Origin of the sequence: Serratia nevei (assembly GCF_037948395.1) — a bacterium.
GTDB lineage: Bacteria > Pseudomonadota > Gammaproteobacteria > Enterobacterales > Enterobacteriaceae > Serratia > Serratia nevei.
On the sequence record NZ_CP149940.1, the window covers coordinates 3,304,984 to 3,321,733 of the forward strand.

Below are 16,750 nucleotides of genomic sequence, written 5' to 3' on the forward strand. Positions count from 1 at the left end.
TCATGCCTCCTCAGCCTGGATAATTCCGTCCTCAGCGCAGATGTCGCTGTCAGGCGGGAGATTGGCGATCGCGAGCGCAATAATCAGAAAACGTCGGCCCAATTCGACGATGTTTTCCCGAGCGATCTCGTGGGAATCATAAAACAGTGAAATGGCGAGCCGTTCCGCCTCGGGGAACAGGCACAGCACCGTTTGGTGATTGCTGCCGCTGACGATATCCATCACGCGGCACTGAAACGGCAGCCGTGGATCCATCGCCGGTTTCGGCATGTTTTCGAACACGAACAGGCTGCCGAACGGCGAGGTGGGCACCCAATTCTCGTCGTATCGATTCAGTTCGGAAAAGGCGTATTTCTGCCGGAAGGTTTGTGAATCCGCGATGTCATCCAGCAGCTCATAAAGGGGGCGGCGGCGAATCGCCCGCAGCCGCAGCACCGGGCTTGCGACACACAGGCCAAACAGCGTCTGCACCTGCTCAATGTCGGCCGGGCGCTCGCTCATGGTCGTGCCGATGGCGATATCATCGCAAGCCAGCGCCTCGGCCAGCGCCAGCATCCAGGCCAGCTGCGTCAGTTGGTTGACCGTGATCCCCTGCCGCCGACAAAACGCGGTGAGGCGCGCCATCTGCGCGCTGGAGAATTCGTCGCCATGCTGACGCATCCGGCGCCCCTGCGGTACGAGCTGCGGTGCGGCAGTCAGCGGCAAGCGTTGATTGACCGGCGCATCCCGCAAATAGTCTGCCCAGAAGGCCCGCGCCTCAGGATCATTGCCGTGCGTGCGCACATGGGCGGCAAAAGGCTCGAATCGGTTAATCTCCAGCGCCGGCACCCTGCCCGCCAACAGGGCGAGGTAATCGTTGAACCACTGGCCGAACAAGACCCCCAGCGACCATCCATCAAACAGAATGTGGTTAAAGGTCTGCACCAGATAGTGCTCGTCCGCATGCAACCTGATGAGGCGCCAGCGAATCAACGGCGGCGCATCCAGCTCAAACGCGGTCTCCCTCTCCCGGGCCAGCAGCGCCTCCATCCGTTCCTCCAGAGAGGCTGGCGCGGCATCCGACCAATCGTCCATCGCGATCGGCGCCTGCAGCGTCTCGCAGATAAAGACGTTGGGCCGGCCGCGGCGGGTTTGATCGTCAAATCCGGCGCGCAGCATTTCAAACCGCTGCAGCGCCAGCGCCCATGCCTGATTCAACACCTCGGGCTGCAACGGCCCCGCGATCTCATAAACCGCCTGGTCGATCTGATACTCGCGGTTGAGTCGGTTGAAATACATCAACTCTCGCTGGGTTACCGTGGCTTCGAAAACGGCGGCGAGGCGATGCTTTTGCTGCCAGCGATCCAATTCGGCGAGGCTGACGTCGGCATGGGGGAAGTCGCCCGGGCTGGCGAGACAAACGCCGTTGCCGGCTTCGTGGCAGCAGTACTCGACCAGCGCCGACAGGCTGTCGACATAGTGCGACCCGATCCGCGACAGCGTTTCATGCGGCAGCAAACCTGACATGACGATGCTTAGCCGATCGTCGTGAACATAAAGCACCAGATCCAATACGTTGCCGCTGACCGGCATCGCGCCATTTTCCAAATCCGCCGTTTGGTCGATCAAGGCCCATAACGCGTCGTCGGCCTGCTCGTTGAACGCGCCGAGATAATTGAACGAAATGGCCGGCAGGCGGTGGCGCCGCAGGCAAGCCGGCACCTCATCGCCCGGCGCTGAAGCGTATTTCAGCGCCGAATAACCGATACCGTGGTCAGGCATCTTTCTCAGCCTGTCCTTGATGGCGCGCAGCGTGGTTTTTTGGCACTCGTGCGCGGTGATGCGCAAGGGCATCAAGGCGGTGAACCAGCCGACAGTGCCCTCAAGCCGGATCTTATCGTCATTGATATCGCGGCCATGGTGTTCCAGCGTGAGATAACTGTCCGCACTGCCGTGCCATGCCTGCAACACCGGCGCCAGGGCCGCTAACAGCACTTCGCGCACCGAGGTGTTGTAGGCCTGGTGGCAACCGTCCATCAGCAGCGCGGTCAACGCCACATCGCACTCGAAGCGGCAAAATTCAGGGGCCTGCGCCACGCCGCTGAGCGTGGCGTAATCGGGCTGCCCGGCGATCATCGCCAGCCAGTAAGCGCATTGGTCTTGCCGGGTTGCCGCGTATTGCCTTAACCGTTCTCCCCATTGGCGGTAGCTGGTGCCTTTTGCCGGCAGCGATTCCCCCTGATGCAACCGCTGCAGATCGCTGACGATGACGCGCCAGGAAACCACATCGACGATCAGATGATGAAACGCGCAGAACATCAGCGCGTAGCCGGGGGCGCGGCTGTCAAAGATGTAAACGAAGCGGCATATCGGCCCTGCCGCCGGATCAAACCCCGATTGCCATTGACGCAGCAGCTCGGCGCGGCTTTGGCGACAAAGCGCCAAGTCATAGTAGCCCCATGAAGGGCCGCCGTCGGCCGCTGACAGGTAGCGCTGCGACACGATGACGCCGGCGTCGTCGACGCTAAAACGCGCGCGCAGCATGTCATGCTGATCCGCCAGCGCAGCCACCAGATCGGCGACCTGTTCGGCGGACATCGGCGGTACCCGCACCAAAAAAGTCTGGTTGAAGAAGGCGCTGCGATTCGGCGCCAGCTCACGGTACCAGCGTTGAATCGGCAGCAGCTCGAATTCGCCCTGCAGTTCACCCTGTTCGTTGAGCGCGGTAACCGCGTCTTGCTGCCGCAGAATGCGCTGGGCCAGAGCCCGCGCATTTCTGGTTTCGAACACCGCACGCGAGTTGCTGTGGTAACCCGACTTGCTCAATTCGCTGGTGAACACAATGCTTTGGATCGAATCGCCGCCCAATCGGAAAAAGTCGTCGTCGATGCCCACGGTCTCCACGCCAAGAATGTTCGACCACAGGGAACAAATCAGCGCCTCCAGCGGGTTCTCCGGCGCGGCATAACGCCCGCTTTGCGCGAATTGCGGCGCGGGCAAGGCCGAGCGATCCAACTTGCCGTTAACCGTCAGCGGTATCTCGTCAATCTCGACATAGCTGGACGGCACCATATAATCCGGCAAACTGCGCTCAAGCCGGGAGCGTAATTCGGCAGGATCCCAGGCCACGCCCCGCGCCATCAGCAAATAGGCGGCAAGGCGCTTGCTCTCCCGATGGACGACATCCACCACTACGCCTTTCTCGACGCCCTCCAGGGCATTGATCGCATTTTCTATCTCGCTGAGTTCAATCCTGAATCCGCGAATTTTCACCTGGCAATCATTTCTGCCGAGATATTCCAGATTGCCGTCGCGCAGCCAACGCACCCGATCGCCGGTTTTGTATAAGCGCCGGCCGTGCAACTCGATGAAACTCGCCTGGGTTTGCTGCGGCTGGTTGAGATAACCGCGCGCCAGCGCCGAACCGCCGATATACAACTCGCCGGCCAAGCCCGGCGGCAGCGGTTGCCGCCAGCGATCCAGCACGTAGAGCTCACGCCCCGGTATCGCCCTGCCGATGGGAATGCTGCTGCGCGCTTCGTCCTGAGCGATAGCGTACATCGTGGTGAACGTGGTGCATTCGGTGGGGCCATAGCCATTGATGACCCACTGCGGACGGTGGGGTTGCCGCACCAGGCGCTGCATCAGCGTGGCGGTCAGCGCCTCCCCGCCCACCAGCAGATAGCGCAGCCCGGCAAACAGATCGGGGTTGCTGAGGTAGAGATGATCGAACAAGCTGCGCGTGGCCCAAAGAATCGACACCTGCTGCCGACGCAGCAGCGCTTCCAGCTGCGGCACATCGCCGGCGATATCTTCCGTGTCGCGGATGACCACCAGTTTGGCGCCGTTGAGCAAGGCGCCCCACACTTCGAACGTCGCCGCGTCAAACGCCGGGCTGGACAGGAACAACAAGACATCTTCGGGCGTAATCGCGATGCCGGACGCGGTCGCCAACCCGCACATCGCCTGCTGCTCGAGCATCACGCCTTTCGGCACTCCCGTCGACCCCGAGGTATAAATGATCGCGCCAAGCCGTTCGGCGGCGGTGACCACCGGCAGATTATGCCGTTCATGCGGCAGGCGGCTCAGATCGCCCAGTGTCAGCACGGCCTGGGGATGCGGCATCATCGCGGCCAACGCTTCCGCCGCCGTCTGCATAGAGGGCCCGGCAATCACCAAGGCCGCCCGCGTTTCCTCAAGAATATGCCGAATACGCGCCTGGGGATAATGGCAGGAGATCGGCACATAGGCCGCGCCGGTTTTCAGCACCGCCAGCAGCGCCACGACCATTTCCAGGCTTTTTTCGCTGTACAAGGCGATCGGCGAGTCCGCCTGGGGCTCAGCCCCGGTCAACGACGCATAGCGAAGCACGATCTCGCGCGCCAGGCTGTTCGCCATGCCGTTCAACTCACGGTAGCTGACGCGCAGCCCCTCATACTCCAGCGCGATGTTTTCCGGGTAGCGTTGCGCGATCGCTTCAAAACGGGCGCTGAGAGTCTCCCCTGGCAGCGGGAGACTCTCATTATCCGGCGGCGACCTGTCGGCGGTGGGATAGAAGGCCATGTGGCTTAACGGGGCGTCAGGCGCGCTCATCGCCTGTTGCATCAGGCGAGTAAAATGCGCCGCGCAGTCGCGCATGTCTTCCTCGTCAAACATGCCCTGGCGAAAGCGCAACCGGAACTGCAACGCATCAATATCGGCCCGGTCTTCGTATTCCAGCGAGAGCGCCGCGCTGGCCATATCGTGATTGGCTTCGAATAGCGGCCAGGTGGCGCAATCGGCCAGCGGCAATGCCGCATCGCGCAAGTTGGTTTGGGCAAAGGAGATCGGTAACGCGCGGATCCCCAACGCCCGCACCACCTCTTGCGTGGGCAGCTGGTTAAAACGTTGGCGCGACTGCGGCGGCGCGGCGGTAATAAATGCCAGCGCCCGTCGATAAACGTCGGAAAAACTCGCGCCGTCACGCAAAGAGAGGGGCAACACGCTGGTGTTCACATGGCCGCCGAGCGCAAATTTTTGCCCCTTCTTTATCGACACCGGATAGCTGATGTAGACCGTTTCCTGATTGCCGCTGCGCGCCATCAAGATGCCCCACAGCACCAGCAGCGCCAGGAAATCATTCACTCGCCGAATCCCCGAGGCCTGTTTCAGCGCTTTCCATTGCGCTTTGGGAAAGTGGAAGCGCAGCTCGCCCGCTTCGTCTTCACGGCCGGCGCCGCTTCGCTCAAACGGCACCTCGAGCGCGCCCAAACTTTCCGCTTCGGCGCGCCAATGCGCCAGCGCCCCATCGGCGGCCAGTTGCTTCACCTCCTGCTGCAGTTGCCGGTTAACGGCGGCGATCTCGGCCGCCTCGACGCGCGTCGCCAGCCGCTGTTGGCGATAGTACTGGCTCACCAGGGAGAAAAACTCGTCGGAAGAGGCGCCGTCAATCACCAGATGGTGGCCGACCAACGCCAAGGTATAGCGCCGCTCTCCCTCGGCGAATAGCGCCCAGCGATAAAGCGGCCCGCGGTAAATATCGAAGGGCCGGCGAATCACTTGCGTCAGCAGCGTGCGGTCCGTGTAATGCTGCAACGGATGGATTGCGTCATTGCGGCGCCAATACAGCTCGCCATCCTGTTCATGAATATGGCTGTTCAGCAGAACATGATCTTGCACCAGCGCATTCAGCGCGGCTTGCAACCGGATGGGATCCAGCGCGCCCTCAATTCGCTGCAGCACCAATACGTTGTAATTGCAGCCTTCAGGATGGCGATCATATTCATCGATAAAAACTTTTGAGTAGGGTGATACAGGAATTTCTTCCATGACAAACACTCCATTTAGAAGACACAAGCCCTGCTTAACGGCGATCCATGCGGCATACCCAAACCTCTTTCGGCATCAGATCGCTTATCTTTTGTGAGTAATAGCCGATAAGCATGTTGATGCGTTTTTCTGAAATGACCTCCGCCGCCTGAGCACAAACCGACTTATAAAAAGCGAGGGGGATCATTACCTTGCAACGGCTATGCAGATGCCGACACACACCGATGGCCCAGGAAAAACACTCCCTGGAAGGGTTGGAAATATCCAAGAGTTCGGCACATTCATGAGAACAGCCAATCACGGCGTAGTGGCTGCCTTTGTTGATATAATGAATTTTATGGTACAGGGGGTGTTTTTCAATATACTCAAAGGCGCGGCGATCTTTTTCCCGCCCTAAATTATTGATGAAGCTTGCCTGCTGTGCGAGCCCACTTTCAGCAAAACGAAATGCCATAAACTTGTCAGGCTTTAAGGTTAATTCGACATAAGGATAGATTTGGGTATTGGTTGTTAAATACTTTCTAAATATTTTTTCGTAAACCCGGATCTTCCTGTCATCGGAAAAGCAAATATCCGCCGCCACGTCCGACCGTCTGGCCTGCAGGAAAAAATCTTTCAGTACGGTGGCGGACTTTACCTGACGATGGATACCAAGATCGCCAAGCATATTGACATTGACATTAACACCGTTGATCTTAAAGGGATAAAAGCTGGAAACGAACATCCCGAGATAACGTTCCCGATCCTTGTAAAATATGCCCGTCTTCTCCCTTGGCGCGCCACAATGCGGATCGAGCAGATGCTTCCAGTGCAGGAAACGTTCCCCGCCCAGATCTCTGCCATAAAGATCCTGCAATAATTTGAAATGATTTTTGGAAACCGTTTCCCTTACAAAATCAGCCATGTTTTATCTCCCTATAAAACCTATTCCATGCCAGGCGGCAACCATGAACGATCGCCGCCTGCGCCGGTAAAAATACCGAATCAGATCGTCACTTTCCCCCTCTCCATTAACAAGAGTCGCTGTGCATTTTTAACCAGCGCAAGAATTCAATATTGTTATCGATATTCAGTTTTCTCATCGCAGAGCGTTTATGAATGCTGACCGTTTTCGGGCTGATGCCGAGCAACATCGCAGTTTGATTTTGCGAGTATCCCAGATGAATCAGACGGCACACCTTCCCTTCGCTAAAGGTCAACTGGGTGCGGCAACGTGGGCAATAGCTTGAAACCAAACTGTTTTTCTTGCGATAGCAAAACATGACCTTATCCACGATCGCCGCCACACCGTCTTTGCGCGTAATGCTTCCGGCCTCTAGATTGCAATGGATTTTTGGAAAAATCGTTTTATGCTCCAGTATTGAAAAATAGAGCGGAATAGAAGAAAAATTGCCCTGCAAAAGCTGGGTATGGCAAAAATTGATGGACACCCGCTTATCCGGTGCCCGGAATATAATGTTGGCCCGTTCCTCTCCCGTGATCTTGGCCTTGACACCATTCTGGAGAAAACCCTCTTGCAAGGCGAGCCCCAACCCAAGCTTGAAAAATTGATTTTGATCGACGATAGCAATATTGACGCGCTCCATTAACAAACCTCCCTTTGACTACGCTTGCCCACTCTCCTTACTGCAATATGATTGCTGTGATTATTTTTTAGTTTTGAGATGCTTTTTAATAAAAAAGCGTTATATGCGATGCGGAAACGTCTTCGCCTCGCAAAAAGTGTATTTTATATATAATGATATAAACTCATCAGCCCTGGAGAGCACACAAAAGCAAGACGCGGGGAAGTACCGCGTTTTACAAGGTAATGGGTTACCGTAAGTTATATTTATAGTGCATCATTGCCATCCGTGATACGGTGCCAAGAATTTTCTCTGATAAGTTAATTTTACTCCAAGAGCGCAATATATCCAGATAAATATCGAAAAAAAACATAATATAGAACATAACACGGCTCTGTATTGATTGTTAAGAGCATCCGATTATGTATTAGGACTTTACTTAGAAGAAAGGCGGGATAATGCTTTATCTCGAGATGTGCCGTCATCCTGGCTGGCCATATTAAAAAACCCTCTATAACCATATTAATCCTATTGTAAAAAAAATGCATAAAGAAAAGCTACACTTTATGACGATAAGTGATTCCAAAAAAATGCGTTGATGGGTTGATGGGTTGAAAAAGGCGAACGCATCGTCCACGGATATAAGAGAATCCAGGCAGGGACAGAGATTATTCAGCGGTGTGACGAAAAACAAGAAGAACGCAATCGGCCTTGCCGACGCGGAACATTGTTTATATCTTTTTTAACCTCACCAGTTTTTTAGCCTCCAGGCAGGCGATCAGCCCGAGGTGATCTTTTTTTAACTGCTTATGACTTCCGATGGGGAGAATCAGTTTCACCGTTTGCAACTTACCGTGATTATTATAGATATCAAAGACAATCACCGGCGGGCCATACCCCTGGATCAGGCAGTCTAAAAACCGCAGAGCGGCGCAGCCCAAGCGGCTTCTGGCCTCGGTGACAATTTTTTCCGCCAGATCTTCATAGCGGAAAGGTCTTTCCGGTGTCGTCAAAACCTTCATAAATTCCCCTTCAGATATAGGTCATTCAGATTGAAAATAAAAACCGGTATCCCTCATTCAGCACGAACGGGGGAGACGAAAATCAGGCTTCGGCAATATATACTCTAACGATACGAAATTAAAATAACAGACAACAGAATAGTATAAAAAATAGTAATACTTCTGTTGAAAAAAAGACCTGATTTGCAATAATGAAATTGCCTGAAGTAAAGGGCTAACTGAAAAAGGAGTTTCAATCATGAAAGAACTATCCGCAATTGAAATTGAACAAGTGAACGGTGCTGGTTTTTTTGGTGACGTAGGGACACTGATTGGCAGTGCAGTGGGAACCGGTATTGATACCATTTCCGCGATTGCCGGTGTTAACCCGGATGCCAAAACCGTTGTCGGCACCATCGGTAAAGGTATTGGTCTGGCCGTCGATGCGCTGATCTCCAGCGGATTGCAGATCATTTCAAAACTGTAATAACGCATTTTCATCCCTTCCTATTTTTTTAATTCGTTTCACTTTAAGCACCTTAGCAGGTGCTTTTTTTTACTTCAAAGAATCAAAAAAGATAAAAGGTCAGAAAAAGCATCATCCAAAAAAACAGGCTGGGGATCACCACAATAAAAAAGCCCATGCGTTTGTTGGCATTTTTTAACATCCATTCGTTGATCATCTCACCTCTCCTTGTGAATACCAGGGGGCATTTCGGCCCCCCGGTAAATTACCCACCGAGTTGCAGATTACAGTTTCGGCACTTTGGAAAAGAAGTCCGCCATTTCGTGCGGGAACCCTTTCGCAATCGCCGGGCGAAGATCGTCCATAGAAACATTAAAATCTTTCGGCTGTTCGCCCGTTTGCATTTTTTGGTGTGCGCTCACATTCGACTGCAGCCCATTAAAAATGCCCTTCATATTGCCGAACATATCATCGCAAGATTTTGTCACGTTACTCATGACCGACTTGGCCGCATCCGGCCCCGACATTTGAATATTGCTGACGCCTTGCATAAACGGCTGGCTCAGCGACGATTGGGAGTTGGTGCCCAAATTGCCGCCGGCCTTCATGGTTTCTAAAATTTTGGCTGGATCTAACATGTTTATCACCTCTTTACGGTTGTGTTTACATCGCTTTCGGGCACGAGAATCCTCGCAACGCCCGTGACCAAAGTGGGAAATCTTTCATCGTCGAGCGCAGTTCCAGTTTGAGCACGCCCACCACCGAAGACATCGACATCGTCAGCTCTCGCCTGTCGCTGGAAAGCGGCACGGGATTGCTGGCGTCGAACATCCGGAACAGGGCCCAGGGCCCGTCGAAACTGGCGACCTGGATCTGACCGGTGCCGGTGCGGAAGGTCAGCCGAACATAGCTGCCGCCTTTCGGGCCGGGCCAGTCGATACGCGTGGGTTGGCTAAAACCATGGCTGTAGTTAATCACCTGCCCATCGATGTCCAGGGTCGCTTCCGTGATGGTCGGCGTCAGGGACAGCGGCCTGATGAACATGGAAAACGAGAGTTTGTCGCCGGCGGTGAAGAAGGTGTCGCGAATCAAACGGGCATTTTCAAATGCGCCGAGCGTGCTCGCATTGACGATCCCCTCAGACCCCGGTTTGGCATTCCATTTCTGCGCGTTGACATCCACGTAAGCGGCCAGGTTTTCATCGAAGAACTGCTGCATGGCGCCGTTCTGCCCAAACATGCGCGAGAAGTCCTCGATGCCGACCTCCGCTCTGGCGTTGCGCGAGAACGGATAGCGCCCGCTGATGCTGCCCTTGCACAGCCCGGAAGCCAACGACGAAGCCCCTTTGCTCAGGTTCTTCTGGCTCTGCTGGATCGTTTGGCTGTCGCCGACCTGCAACAGATCCATCATGACGCTGCGCACCGGTTCCGGCTGACGCGCCGCATCCAGCTGCAGCCGCTTCAGCGTGCCGCCGGCGGGCACCACCTGGCCACCGCGCAATGAGGTGGAGAGCGTGGTCAGCTGGCTGTACAGCGCTTCGAAACTGCGGCTCAGCGGATCGTTGCTGGCGTTGGTGGTCTGCAACAGCTGATACCCCAGGCGGCGAAGCAGCTCAAAACGGTCTTCCACCGCGCGTTCCGGCGTGAGACGAAAACGCGCGCGTTCGCCGGAAATCTCGCCGAGAATGTCACGCCGCTGCTGTTCAATACGATTGCGCTGGCGATCGAACCAGCTCGCCGCATCGCCCTGGTTGGTGCCGGTCATGCTGGTTTCACGCGCGGCAAAACGCACCAGGTTGGCCAGCGGGGATGAAGGATCGGACAGCTGGCGCGCCAATATCGCCGCATCCTCCAGCCCGTTGACCGGCCGGGCTCGCACGTCGCGCATGAAGGCATCCCATTTGTCCGCATACTCGATGAGGTAAAGCTTCCTCGCCTCGTCGGCCAGCTTCTGCGCCGAAGCCAGCGAGTTCACCGCGTTTTTCCCTTCCGCGCTGTCGCGCAGCACCCAGGACTCTTCTTCGATCATGTCTTTGGCGGCGTCATCGAGCTGTGCCAGGAAGACATCGCGGTAGCTGGCGCGGGTATAGAACCCCGGCACGGCGGTATCGGTGACCGTCGCCTGGCTCTTGCGGCGCAGCATCAATGACACGTTCGGCCCCGCGGCGTCGGCCAATGAAATGTCGTTGATCGCCGCCGGTAGCGGTTTCTCTTCGATGCGGCGCACCACCCTGACCTGCATCGGAATATTCATCGCTTTCACCCGCGCCAGGCGCAGCAGGTCACCGTTCATTTTCATGACCGGCGCATTCGGCAGAGAGAACATTTCCCGCAGGTGGTAAGCGAAAATGCCTTTGTTCATGTCGGTGTAGCCCTGCGGCATAAAGCTATCCCAGCGCGTCATGAACCAGTCGACCAGCGCCTCGGCAGAACGGTGCGAGGGTTCGCCCATCATCAGATACACTTTCAGCGTGCCGTAGACGTCCTTGTTGGACGCCGAAACGTCATTCTTGAGTTCGTCCGCGATATAGTTTTCCACCGCCGGCCAGAAGATCTGCAGCAAATGGCGTTGGTAGGTCTTTTGCGCCGCGCTGTTGATCAGCTTGTGCTCGAAATAGGGATTCGGCACCGGCGAAACCTCACCGCCCAGCTGCGCGTTCATGTATCCCAGCTGCTCATAGGCGGAGATGACATCGTCGCTGACGCGGTTCGTGACCGGTATTTCGCGCACGATGCGCTTCGTTTCGTCAAAGCGCGCCGCAATGTAAGAGATGTAATCGCTCTCCCACAGGTAACGCATCGCCAGCAGGTTAAAAGAGACCGCCAGCAGCACCAGCACCAGCACATAGCGGCCCAGGGAACTCATGCGGCTGCCGAGCGGCCTGGCGTGAGAAGACTGCTGCAGCACCCCGCGCTCCTGCCTGGCGTAATTCAGCTCTGGGTGGTAAATGCGCCCGGTGGGACGGGCTTCATAGATATCCGCCGCTTCCGCGTTATAAATCGCGCCCTGCGGCGGCAAGGCGATGGTGCTGCCCAGCCATACCTGTTGCAAATGGCAGGCGTAGCCCACCGGCGTTTGCGGGAAAATCTGCTCCAGCAGCGAATACAGCGGGTTGCCCAGCGATCCCAACGACTCGGTGAAGAACAGCAGCTGTTGGCGGTTCTGGCCGTCCGGCGCATCGTGCAGCAGTTCGAGCACGTGATGGCTGACGCGCGCCACCATCTCCCGGTAGAGATCTTCATACTGCTCGAACGGGGTTTCGCCCTGTTCGGCCCGGTTCAGGCTGAACCCCATCCCTTTTTGCAACAGGTCGTCGCCCAGCATCGACAGGAAGGTCTCGCCGCCGACCAGTTGATCGAGGTGGCTGATGGTAAGATAGACCGGCAGCTCGCAGCGGAACCATGAGGCCATTTCCAGCAGGCGCACGCGCAGCGCATCGGCGACGGATTTTCTTTCCGTCAGCGAGGCATGCAGCAGCCAGCGTGCATCCAGGCACAGCATGATGCCGTCGATGCCCGGATGGCGGCGGTGGCGCCGGATCAGTTTGAACAGGGTATCGCGCGCCCTGGCGCCGTCTTCGCCAAGGCCGTTCAGCTGCAGCCATTCACCGGAGGTGTCCACATACACCGAGTTCTCCGCCAGCCACCAGTTGCAATCCTGGGTCGGCCCGACGTCCACGGTCTGCTGCAGGCCATAGTGTTCAGCCAGCAAGAAACGTTCGCCGCTTTCGCCGATCAGCGAGGTTTTGCCGCTGCCCGGCGGCCCAATGACGAGGAACCAGGGCTTTTCACTGATATAACGGCGCGCCAGGCGGTATTTGAAACGCTGCCAGGGGGTGCGCTGCTTCGACGTGCCGACGTATTGCAAGGTGCGCAAGGCGTCGTAAAAACGCGAGGTCACGCGATCTCGCTGCGCGGTTTTTCTTTTAGCCGGGGCCGGCGCCCGCGCGTGGCGGAACACCCAGGATAAAAACGTCGCCACGAACGGCCACAGCGCCCAGCACAGGATCAGGGCGATGATGATGCCTCTGACCCAGACCGACAGCAGCGGCCGGTAGGTGCCGATGGCGATCAGCGGCCCAATCCACCACACCACCGCACACAGCAGCAAGGCAATCACCAATATGAATGATCTACGTATCATATAATTTCCTTATTATCTCTACGCCGACGGATGTCTTAGTTATCCTCGGGGACCTCGGCGGCTACCCCTGCCTGATTCAACGTGGCAGACGGTGAAGCCATCTCCCTCTCGCCGATTTTCCAAAGGATGTCCACCCGGCGGTTGCGGCGGCGCCCTTCTTCCGTCGCGTTGTCGTCCAGCGGCTCCTGATCGCCCTTGCCGACCGACGTCACGGTGCGGTTGTATTTACTGTTGGCCAATGATTCCCGCAGCTTGTCGGCCACCGTCTGCGCGCGGGCTTCCGACAATTTCAGGTTGGAGTTGTTGGAGGTGTTGCGATACGGTTTGTTGTCGGTATGCCCGATCACCTCCAGATCGCCTGGCCACGGCGCCAGCGCTTCCCCCAGACGCTCAATATTGCGTTTCTTTTTAAACTCTTCCGACAGCTTCGACTGCCCGGTGGCAAAGGCGCCGTCGGAGGTGAAGATCAACAGCCAGCCGCGCGGATCGGCGCGCACCTCCAGCCACCCTTCGCTGAGGATTTGCGGCAGCGGCTGCGGCAGCGTCTCCATAATGTTGATTTTGCGCGGCTGCGGCGGCGTCCAGGCCAGAATGGCGTTGCGCAGCGCGCGGGACTGGTCATGCAGATACCAGGCGGCCGAGGCATACGCCAGCAGCGCTATCGCCAGGCCGTAGCACAGCAGTTTGAGCGGCGTGATACGGGTGGCCTTGCGCACCACTTTGCTCGGTTCGGCATCGGCCAGCGTCTGCGTCGGATTCTGGCTGTACAGATAACCGTCAAGGCGATTGCGCACGTCGGCCAACAGCACCGCGCCGCGCTCCATCACGTGGAACTGCCCCTCAAACCCCAGCGACAGGATCAGATCGTAAAACGCCAGGATCTCCTTGTTGCGCGGCGAGGCGGCCAGATACTCTTGCAGGTGCTCGAAGCATTTTTCCCCGCCCCAGGCGTCGCGATAAAACTCCACCAGCAGGCTGAGGTTCAGTTCCCCGGACTCCAGCGTGCTCATGCAGCACTCGTCCACGTAGGAACACAGCAGATAGGCCAGCTTGTCCACATCGCCCGGCGCAACGTGATCCGCCAGCAACGTCTGCTGGAATTGTTGGATCTCCCGCACGATCTGCGCACGCACCGCCGCCGGGTTCAGCTGTTTCTGATCGCGCACCCGCTCCACCTGCAGCAATACCGGAATGGCGGCGGCGATCAGCGGGTTGTCCCAGTGGCCCATCATTACGCCGGGCTTGCTCAGCGCGGCGCGGCCAAACAGCCCGCTCGAGGTCGGCGCCGCATCGGCCTGGCGATCGCCAGGCGCGGGTTCGACGCTTTCCGGGACGGCGGTTTCCGCTTCATACGCCGGATGTTCGGGGGGCGCCGCCACGCCGGCGCTTCCCGGCCGCAGCTTGGCGGCCAGCGCCCGCGCGCCGAAGGACAGCGCGGCGATTTCCGCCGTGGTTTTGCCCACCGTGCCGGACGTGGGGAGACGCGGGGTCGCGTTGTTGCGCGTTACCGCCATCGCCTCGCGGATTTTCCTCTCGAATTCGTTCATCCCACCCTCCCTTGCCTTAATCCCCAGACGTCAAAACGCAGGTCCGGGAAATCACCCACGATGCTGAGCGCCATCGCCGAGCCGCCCATCATTTCCTTGTAAATCGGGTCGGCATGATCCACCTCGAAGTAGATGCTGTTCGGGTAATACGGTATGTGCCGCGGCGGCGAAGCCATCGGCAGCAAGCGAGCGCCCGGTAATTGGAGATCGATCAGCTGAATGATTTTCTCGACCGGCCCCAGCTTGACCTGCGCGGGGAAGTACGAGCGCAGATGCTCGATGGACAAACCGCAGCTGACGGCAAACACCAGTTTTTCCAGCCGCAGCTGCGAGTCGTTCGGGCACAGGTAGATGCTGTCGCCGCGATCGATAAACGGCAGCGCCACCGCCGGCGCTTCGATCACCAGCGACAGCGCGCGGCGAATCGAGGCGAACAGCTGGAAATAGCAGTTGTGCGGCTCATCGTGCAGATACACCAAGTCGGCCCGGTCCCAGAGCCGCTCGCCGCCGGGAATGATGCTGAGCCGCCCCAGCAGACTCAACAACGTGTCGAACAGGGTTTCTGGATGCACCTGCGGGCTGGCCAACAGTTGGCTGATGCGCAAATTGAACTCGCTCAGGGTTTGCAGCAGCAGCAGTTCCAACAGCTCGGACAGCCCGCCGATCGTCATGTGCACGTCCGGGCGGAACACCGACTCCAGACGCTGGCTGATCAGCCCAAGCAATTCGGTGGTGAACGCGGGCAGCCAGCCGATGGCGCGGAAGTCCAACATCGGCGGCAGGGCGCGCTCATCCAGCAGCACCCGACGATCGCTGGTGAGTTCGCGCACGAAGCCGACCGGCAGCACGCTTTCCGCGCTGCTGACCGCATCTTCCAGACTTAGCCGCGTCACCAGACTCCCCAGCTGCATCGTGCACACGCGCGGCGTTCCCTCCAGGCTGACACCGTGGTTGCGATCCGGCACGTCGGCGTCCATGGTGCGAAAACGGCTGCTTTTCCGCTCATCCTGGATAAGATCGATCTGGGCATTGCCGGCAATGTCCATCAGCACGGACAGGCACACCACTTTCCCCTGGCAGCCCTCTCCCAGCACCAGCGGTGGCGGCAGCGGAATATCCTCAGGCATGCTGAACGCCGTGCCGTCGGGGAAAACGCCCTTGGCTTTCTTCAGCGCAAACTTGCCCTGCTCCAATAGCCCGTTGTCGATTTCCAGCGTCAGGAACCCCCAGGTAAAGGTTTCGACGCTGCGCAAGCGCGCTTCAATCAAGTGCTCGAAAAAACGTTCCTGCTGCTGGAAATGCTGCGGTTCCATCAACATGCCTTCTACCCAGGCGACGCGTTGTTTAGGTAACATGTCATTCATCCATTTTGTCGTTAGTCACTATGCTGAGTGACGTCATCCCCACCATCACCTTCATTTGCGAATCAGCCTGCGCGGGCGATTTTTGCTCGGCGAGCGGCAATACCCCGCTGATTTGCTGAAATTCCGCCCCCACGACGACCCATCGCTCTTGCCCCGCCGGCACCTCGAAGCGATAACGCAGCGTCTCCCTCGGTTGCAAAATGCTCTGGTGCCGGCTCAGCGCCCCTTCCGACGGTGCCGTCTCGCGGCAAGGGGCGCCATCGCCAATCCCCTCGGGCATCCACCCCGAGCGATTGGTTTCGATGACGCACACCTTGACCGGCTGCGCCTCCCCGGCCGCATTCGGGTTCACGTTGTCGTTGGCGGTCACCTCGACATCGATAAACCGCAATCGACGCCCCGCATCGGCAGCCTCGTCGTGAGAAAACCAGCTGCACCCGCTCAGCATCCCCACCGCCAACAGTCCCCCTGCCGCGATCCCCCGGAGCGTTTTCACCATGCTGAACTCCTATGCATTAACGAAACATTTGGTCTGGCTCGGCGCGACCTGAGTGGCGACCATGTTGTTGTTGTTCGTCGTGCTGGAATCACCTAACCGCGTGACCGGCATGCCGCCGGTGAAATACTTCCCCGACCCCTGCATCGGCTGCATCTGCGCCGAATGCGTCCCCGAGGCGGCGCCGATCACCCCGCCCGAATCGACGGTGGCCACGCGAATGCTGCCGATGTTCTGTTCATTGCCGCCGCAAAGGAAATAGTTAGGCACGTTCGGTATGCCGGTATTGTTGGGCGCGGTATTCGGGCCCGGCGCCGGGATCATCGGGTCACAGCCGGCGAAGCTGATCCCGGCCGTGTTGTTGTTGGCTGCGGTCATGAT

At 57.7% G+C, this 16,750-nt stretch carries 11 protein-coding genes; 1 reads left to right on the top strand and 10 read right to left on the bottom strand.

What is annotated here, in order from left to right; genetic code table 11:
• From V8N38_RS15895 to V8N38_RS15910, 4 genes are all read right to left on the bottom strand, one after another.
• Positions 1-5,787: a non-ribosomal peptide synthetase gene (locus tag V8N38_RS15895; protein ID WP_147839770.1), complete on the bottom strand. Its 5,787-nt coding sequence runs from the start codon at positions 5,785-5,787 to the stop codon at positions 1-3.
• Positions 5,788-5,821: 34 nt separating this feature from the next.
• Entirely contained in the window at positions 5,822-6,691 is an 870-nt protein-coding gene (locus V8N38_RS15900; RefSeq protein WP_070914593.1) for a hypothetical protein, read from the bottom strand.
• A gap of 106 nt (positions 6,692-6,797) precedes the next feature.
• Positions 6,798-7,373, bottom strand: a complete 576-nt coding sequence (locus tag V8N38_RS15905) for a helix-turn-helix transcriptional regulator (RefSeq protein ID WP_070914592.1) — start codon at positions 7,371-7,373, stop codon at positions 6,798-6,800.
• Between the two features lie 710 nt (positions 7,374-8,083).
• Complete coding sequence (locus V8N38_RS15910) at positions 8,084-8,374, bottom strand: hypothetical protein (protein WP_038872271.1); 291 nt, start codon at positions 8,372-8,374, stop codon at positions 8,084-8,086.
• A gap of 238 nt (positions 8,375-8,612) precedes the next feature.
• Here V8N38_RS15910 and V8N38_RS15915 point away from each other — a divergent pair, with 238 nt between their 5' ends.
• Positions 8,613-8,840 carry a hypothetical protein gene (locus V8N38_RS15915; protein ID WP_019453435.1) on the top strand — a complete coding sequence of 76 codons (228 nt, stop codon included), beginning with the start codon at positions 8,613-8,615 and terminating at the stop codon, positions 8,838-8,840.
• Between the two features lie 263 nt (positions 8,841-9,103).
• Here V8N38_RS15915 and V8N38_RS15920 read toward each other — a convergent pair whose 3' ends face one another.
• The 6 genes from V8N38_RS15920 to V8N38_RS15945 are packed head-to-tail and all read right to left on the bottom strand — an operon-like array spanning position 9,104 to position 16,747.
• Positions 9,104-9,457 (bottom strand): DUF6277 family protein, encoded by a 354-nt coding sequence (locus V8N38_RS15920; RefSeq protein ID WP_147839769.1) that lies wholly within the window; start codon positions 9,455-9,457, stop codon positions 9,104-9,106.
• Positions 9,458-9,482: 25 nt separating this feature from the next.
• Positions 9,483-12,962 (bottom strand): type VI secretion system membrane subunit TssM, encoded by a 3,480-nt coding sequence (gene tssM / locus V8N38_RS15925; RefSeq protein WP_060420450.1) that lies wholly within the window; start codon positions 12,960-12,962, stop codon positions 9,483-9,485.
• Between the two features lie 35 nt (positions 12,963-12,997).
• Positions 12,998-14,509, bottom strand: coding sequence for a type IVB secretion system protein IcmH/DotU (icmH, locus tag V8N38_RS15930; RefSeq protein ID WP_060439598.1), 1,512 nt, complete (start codon positions 14,507-14,509; stop codon positions 12,998-13,000).
• A complete protein-coding gene (gene tssK, locus V8N38_RS15935; RefSeq protein ID WP_038872282.1) occupies positions 14,506-15,864 on the bottom strand; it encodes a type VI secretion system baseplate subunit TssK in 1,359 nt (452 codons plus the stop codon). Before tssK ends, icmH begins: the two co-directional genes overlap by 4 nt.
• A 1-nt stretch (position 15,865) precedes the next feature.
• Positions 15,866-16,372, bottom strand: a complete 507-nt coding sequence (locus V8N38_RS15940; protein ID WP_060439596.1) for a type VI secretion lipoprotein TssJ — start codon at positions 16,370-16,372, stop codon at positions 15,866-15,868.
• A gap of 9 nt (positions 16,373-16,381) precedes the next feature.
• Positions 16,382-16,747, bottom strand: coding sequence for a PAAR-like domain-containing protein (locus V8N38_RS15945; RefSeq protein ID WP_038872288.1), 366 nt, complete (start codon positions 16,745-16,747; stop codon positions 16,382-16,384).
• Between the last annotated feature and the right edge of the window lie 3 nt (positions 16,748-16,750).

What these genes read in the sequence shown, in the direction of transcription:
- V8N38_RS15920 (WP_147839769.1), bottom strand. Translation starts at nt 9,457, where the DNA reads ATGTTAGATCCAGCCAAAATTTTAGAAACCATGAAGGCCGGCGGCAAT.
- V8N38_RS15905 (WP_070914592.1), bottom strand. Translation starts at nt 7,373, where the DNA reads ATGGAGCGCGTCAATATTGCTATCGTCGATCAAAATCAATTTTTCAAG.
- tssK (WP_038872282.1), bottom strand. Translation starts at nt 15,864, where the DNA reads ATGTTACCTAAACAACGCGTCGCCTGGGTAGAAGGCATGTTGATGGAA.
- V8N38_RS15915 (WP_019453435.1), top strand. Translation starts at nt 8,613, where the DNA reads ATGAAAGAACTATCCGCAATTGAAATTGAACAAGTGAACGGTGCTGGT.
- tssM (WP_060420450.1), bottom strand. Translation starts at nt 12,962, where the DNA reads ATGATACGTAGATCATTCATATTGGTGATTGCCTTGCTGCTGTGTGCG.
- V8N38_RS15945 (WP_038872288.1), bottom strand. Translation starts at nt 16,747, where the DNA reads ATGACCGCAGCCAACAACAACACGGCCGGGATCAGCTTCGCCGGCTGT.
- V8N38_RS15910 (WP_038872271.1), bottom strand. Translation starts at nt 8,374, where the DNA reads ATGAAGGTTTTGACGACACCGGAAAGACCTTTCCGCTATGAAGATCTG.
- V8N38_RS15895 (WP_147839770.1), bottom strand. Translation starts at nt 5,787, where the DNA reads ATGGAAGAAATTCCTGTATCACCCTACTCAAAAGTTTTTATCGATGAA.
- V8N38_RS15900 (WP_070914593.1), bottom strand. Translation starts at nt 6,691, where the DNA reads ATGGCTGATTTTGTAAGGGAAACGGTTTCCAAAAATCATTTCAAATTA.
- V8N38_RS15940 (WP_060439596.1), bottom strand. Translation starts at nt 16,372, where the DNA reads ATGGTGAAAACGCTCCGGGGGATCGCGGCAGGGGGACTGTTGGCGGTG.
- icmH (WP_060439598.1), bottom strand. Translation starts at nt 14,509, where the DNA reads ATGAACGAATTCGAGAGGAAAATCCGCGAGGCGATGGCGGTAACGCGC.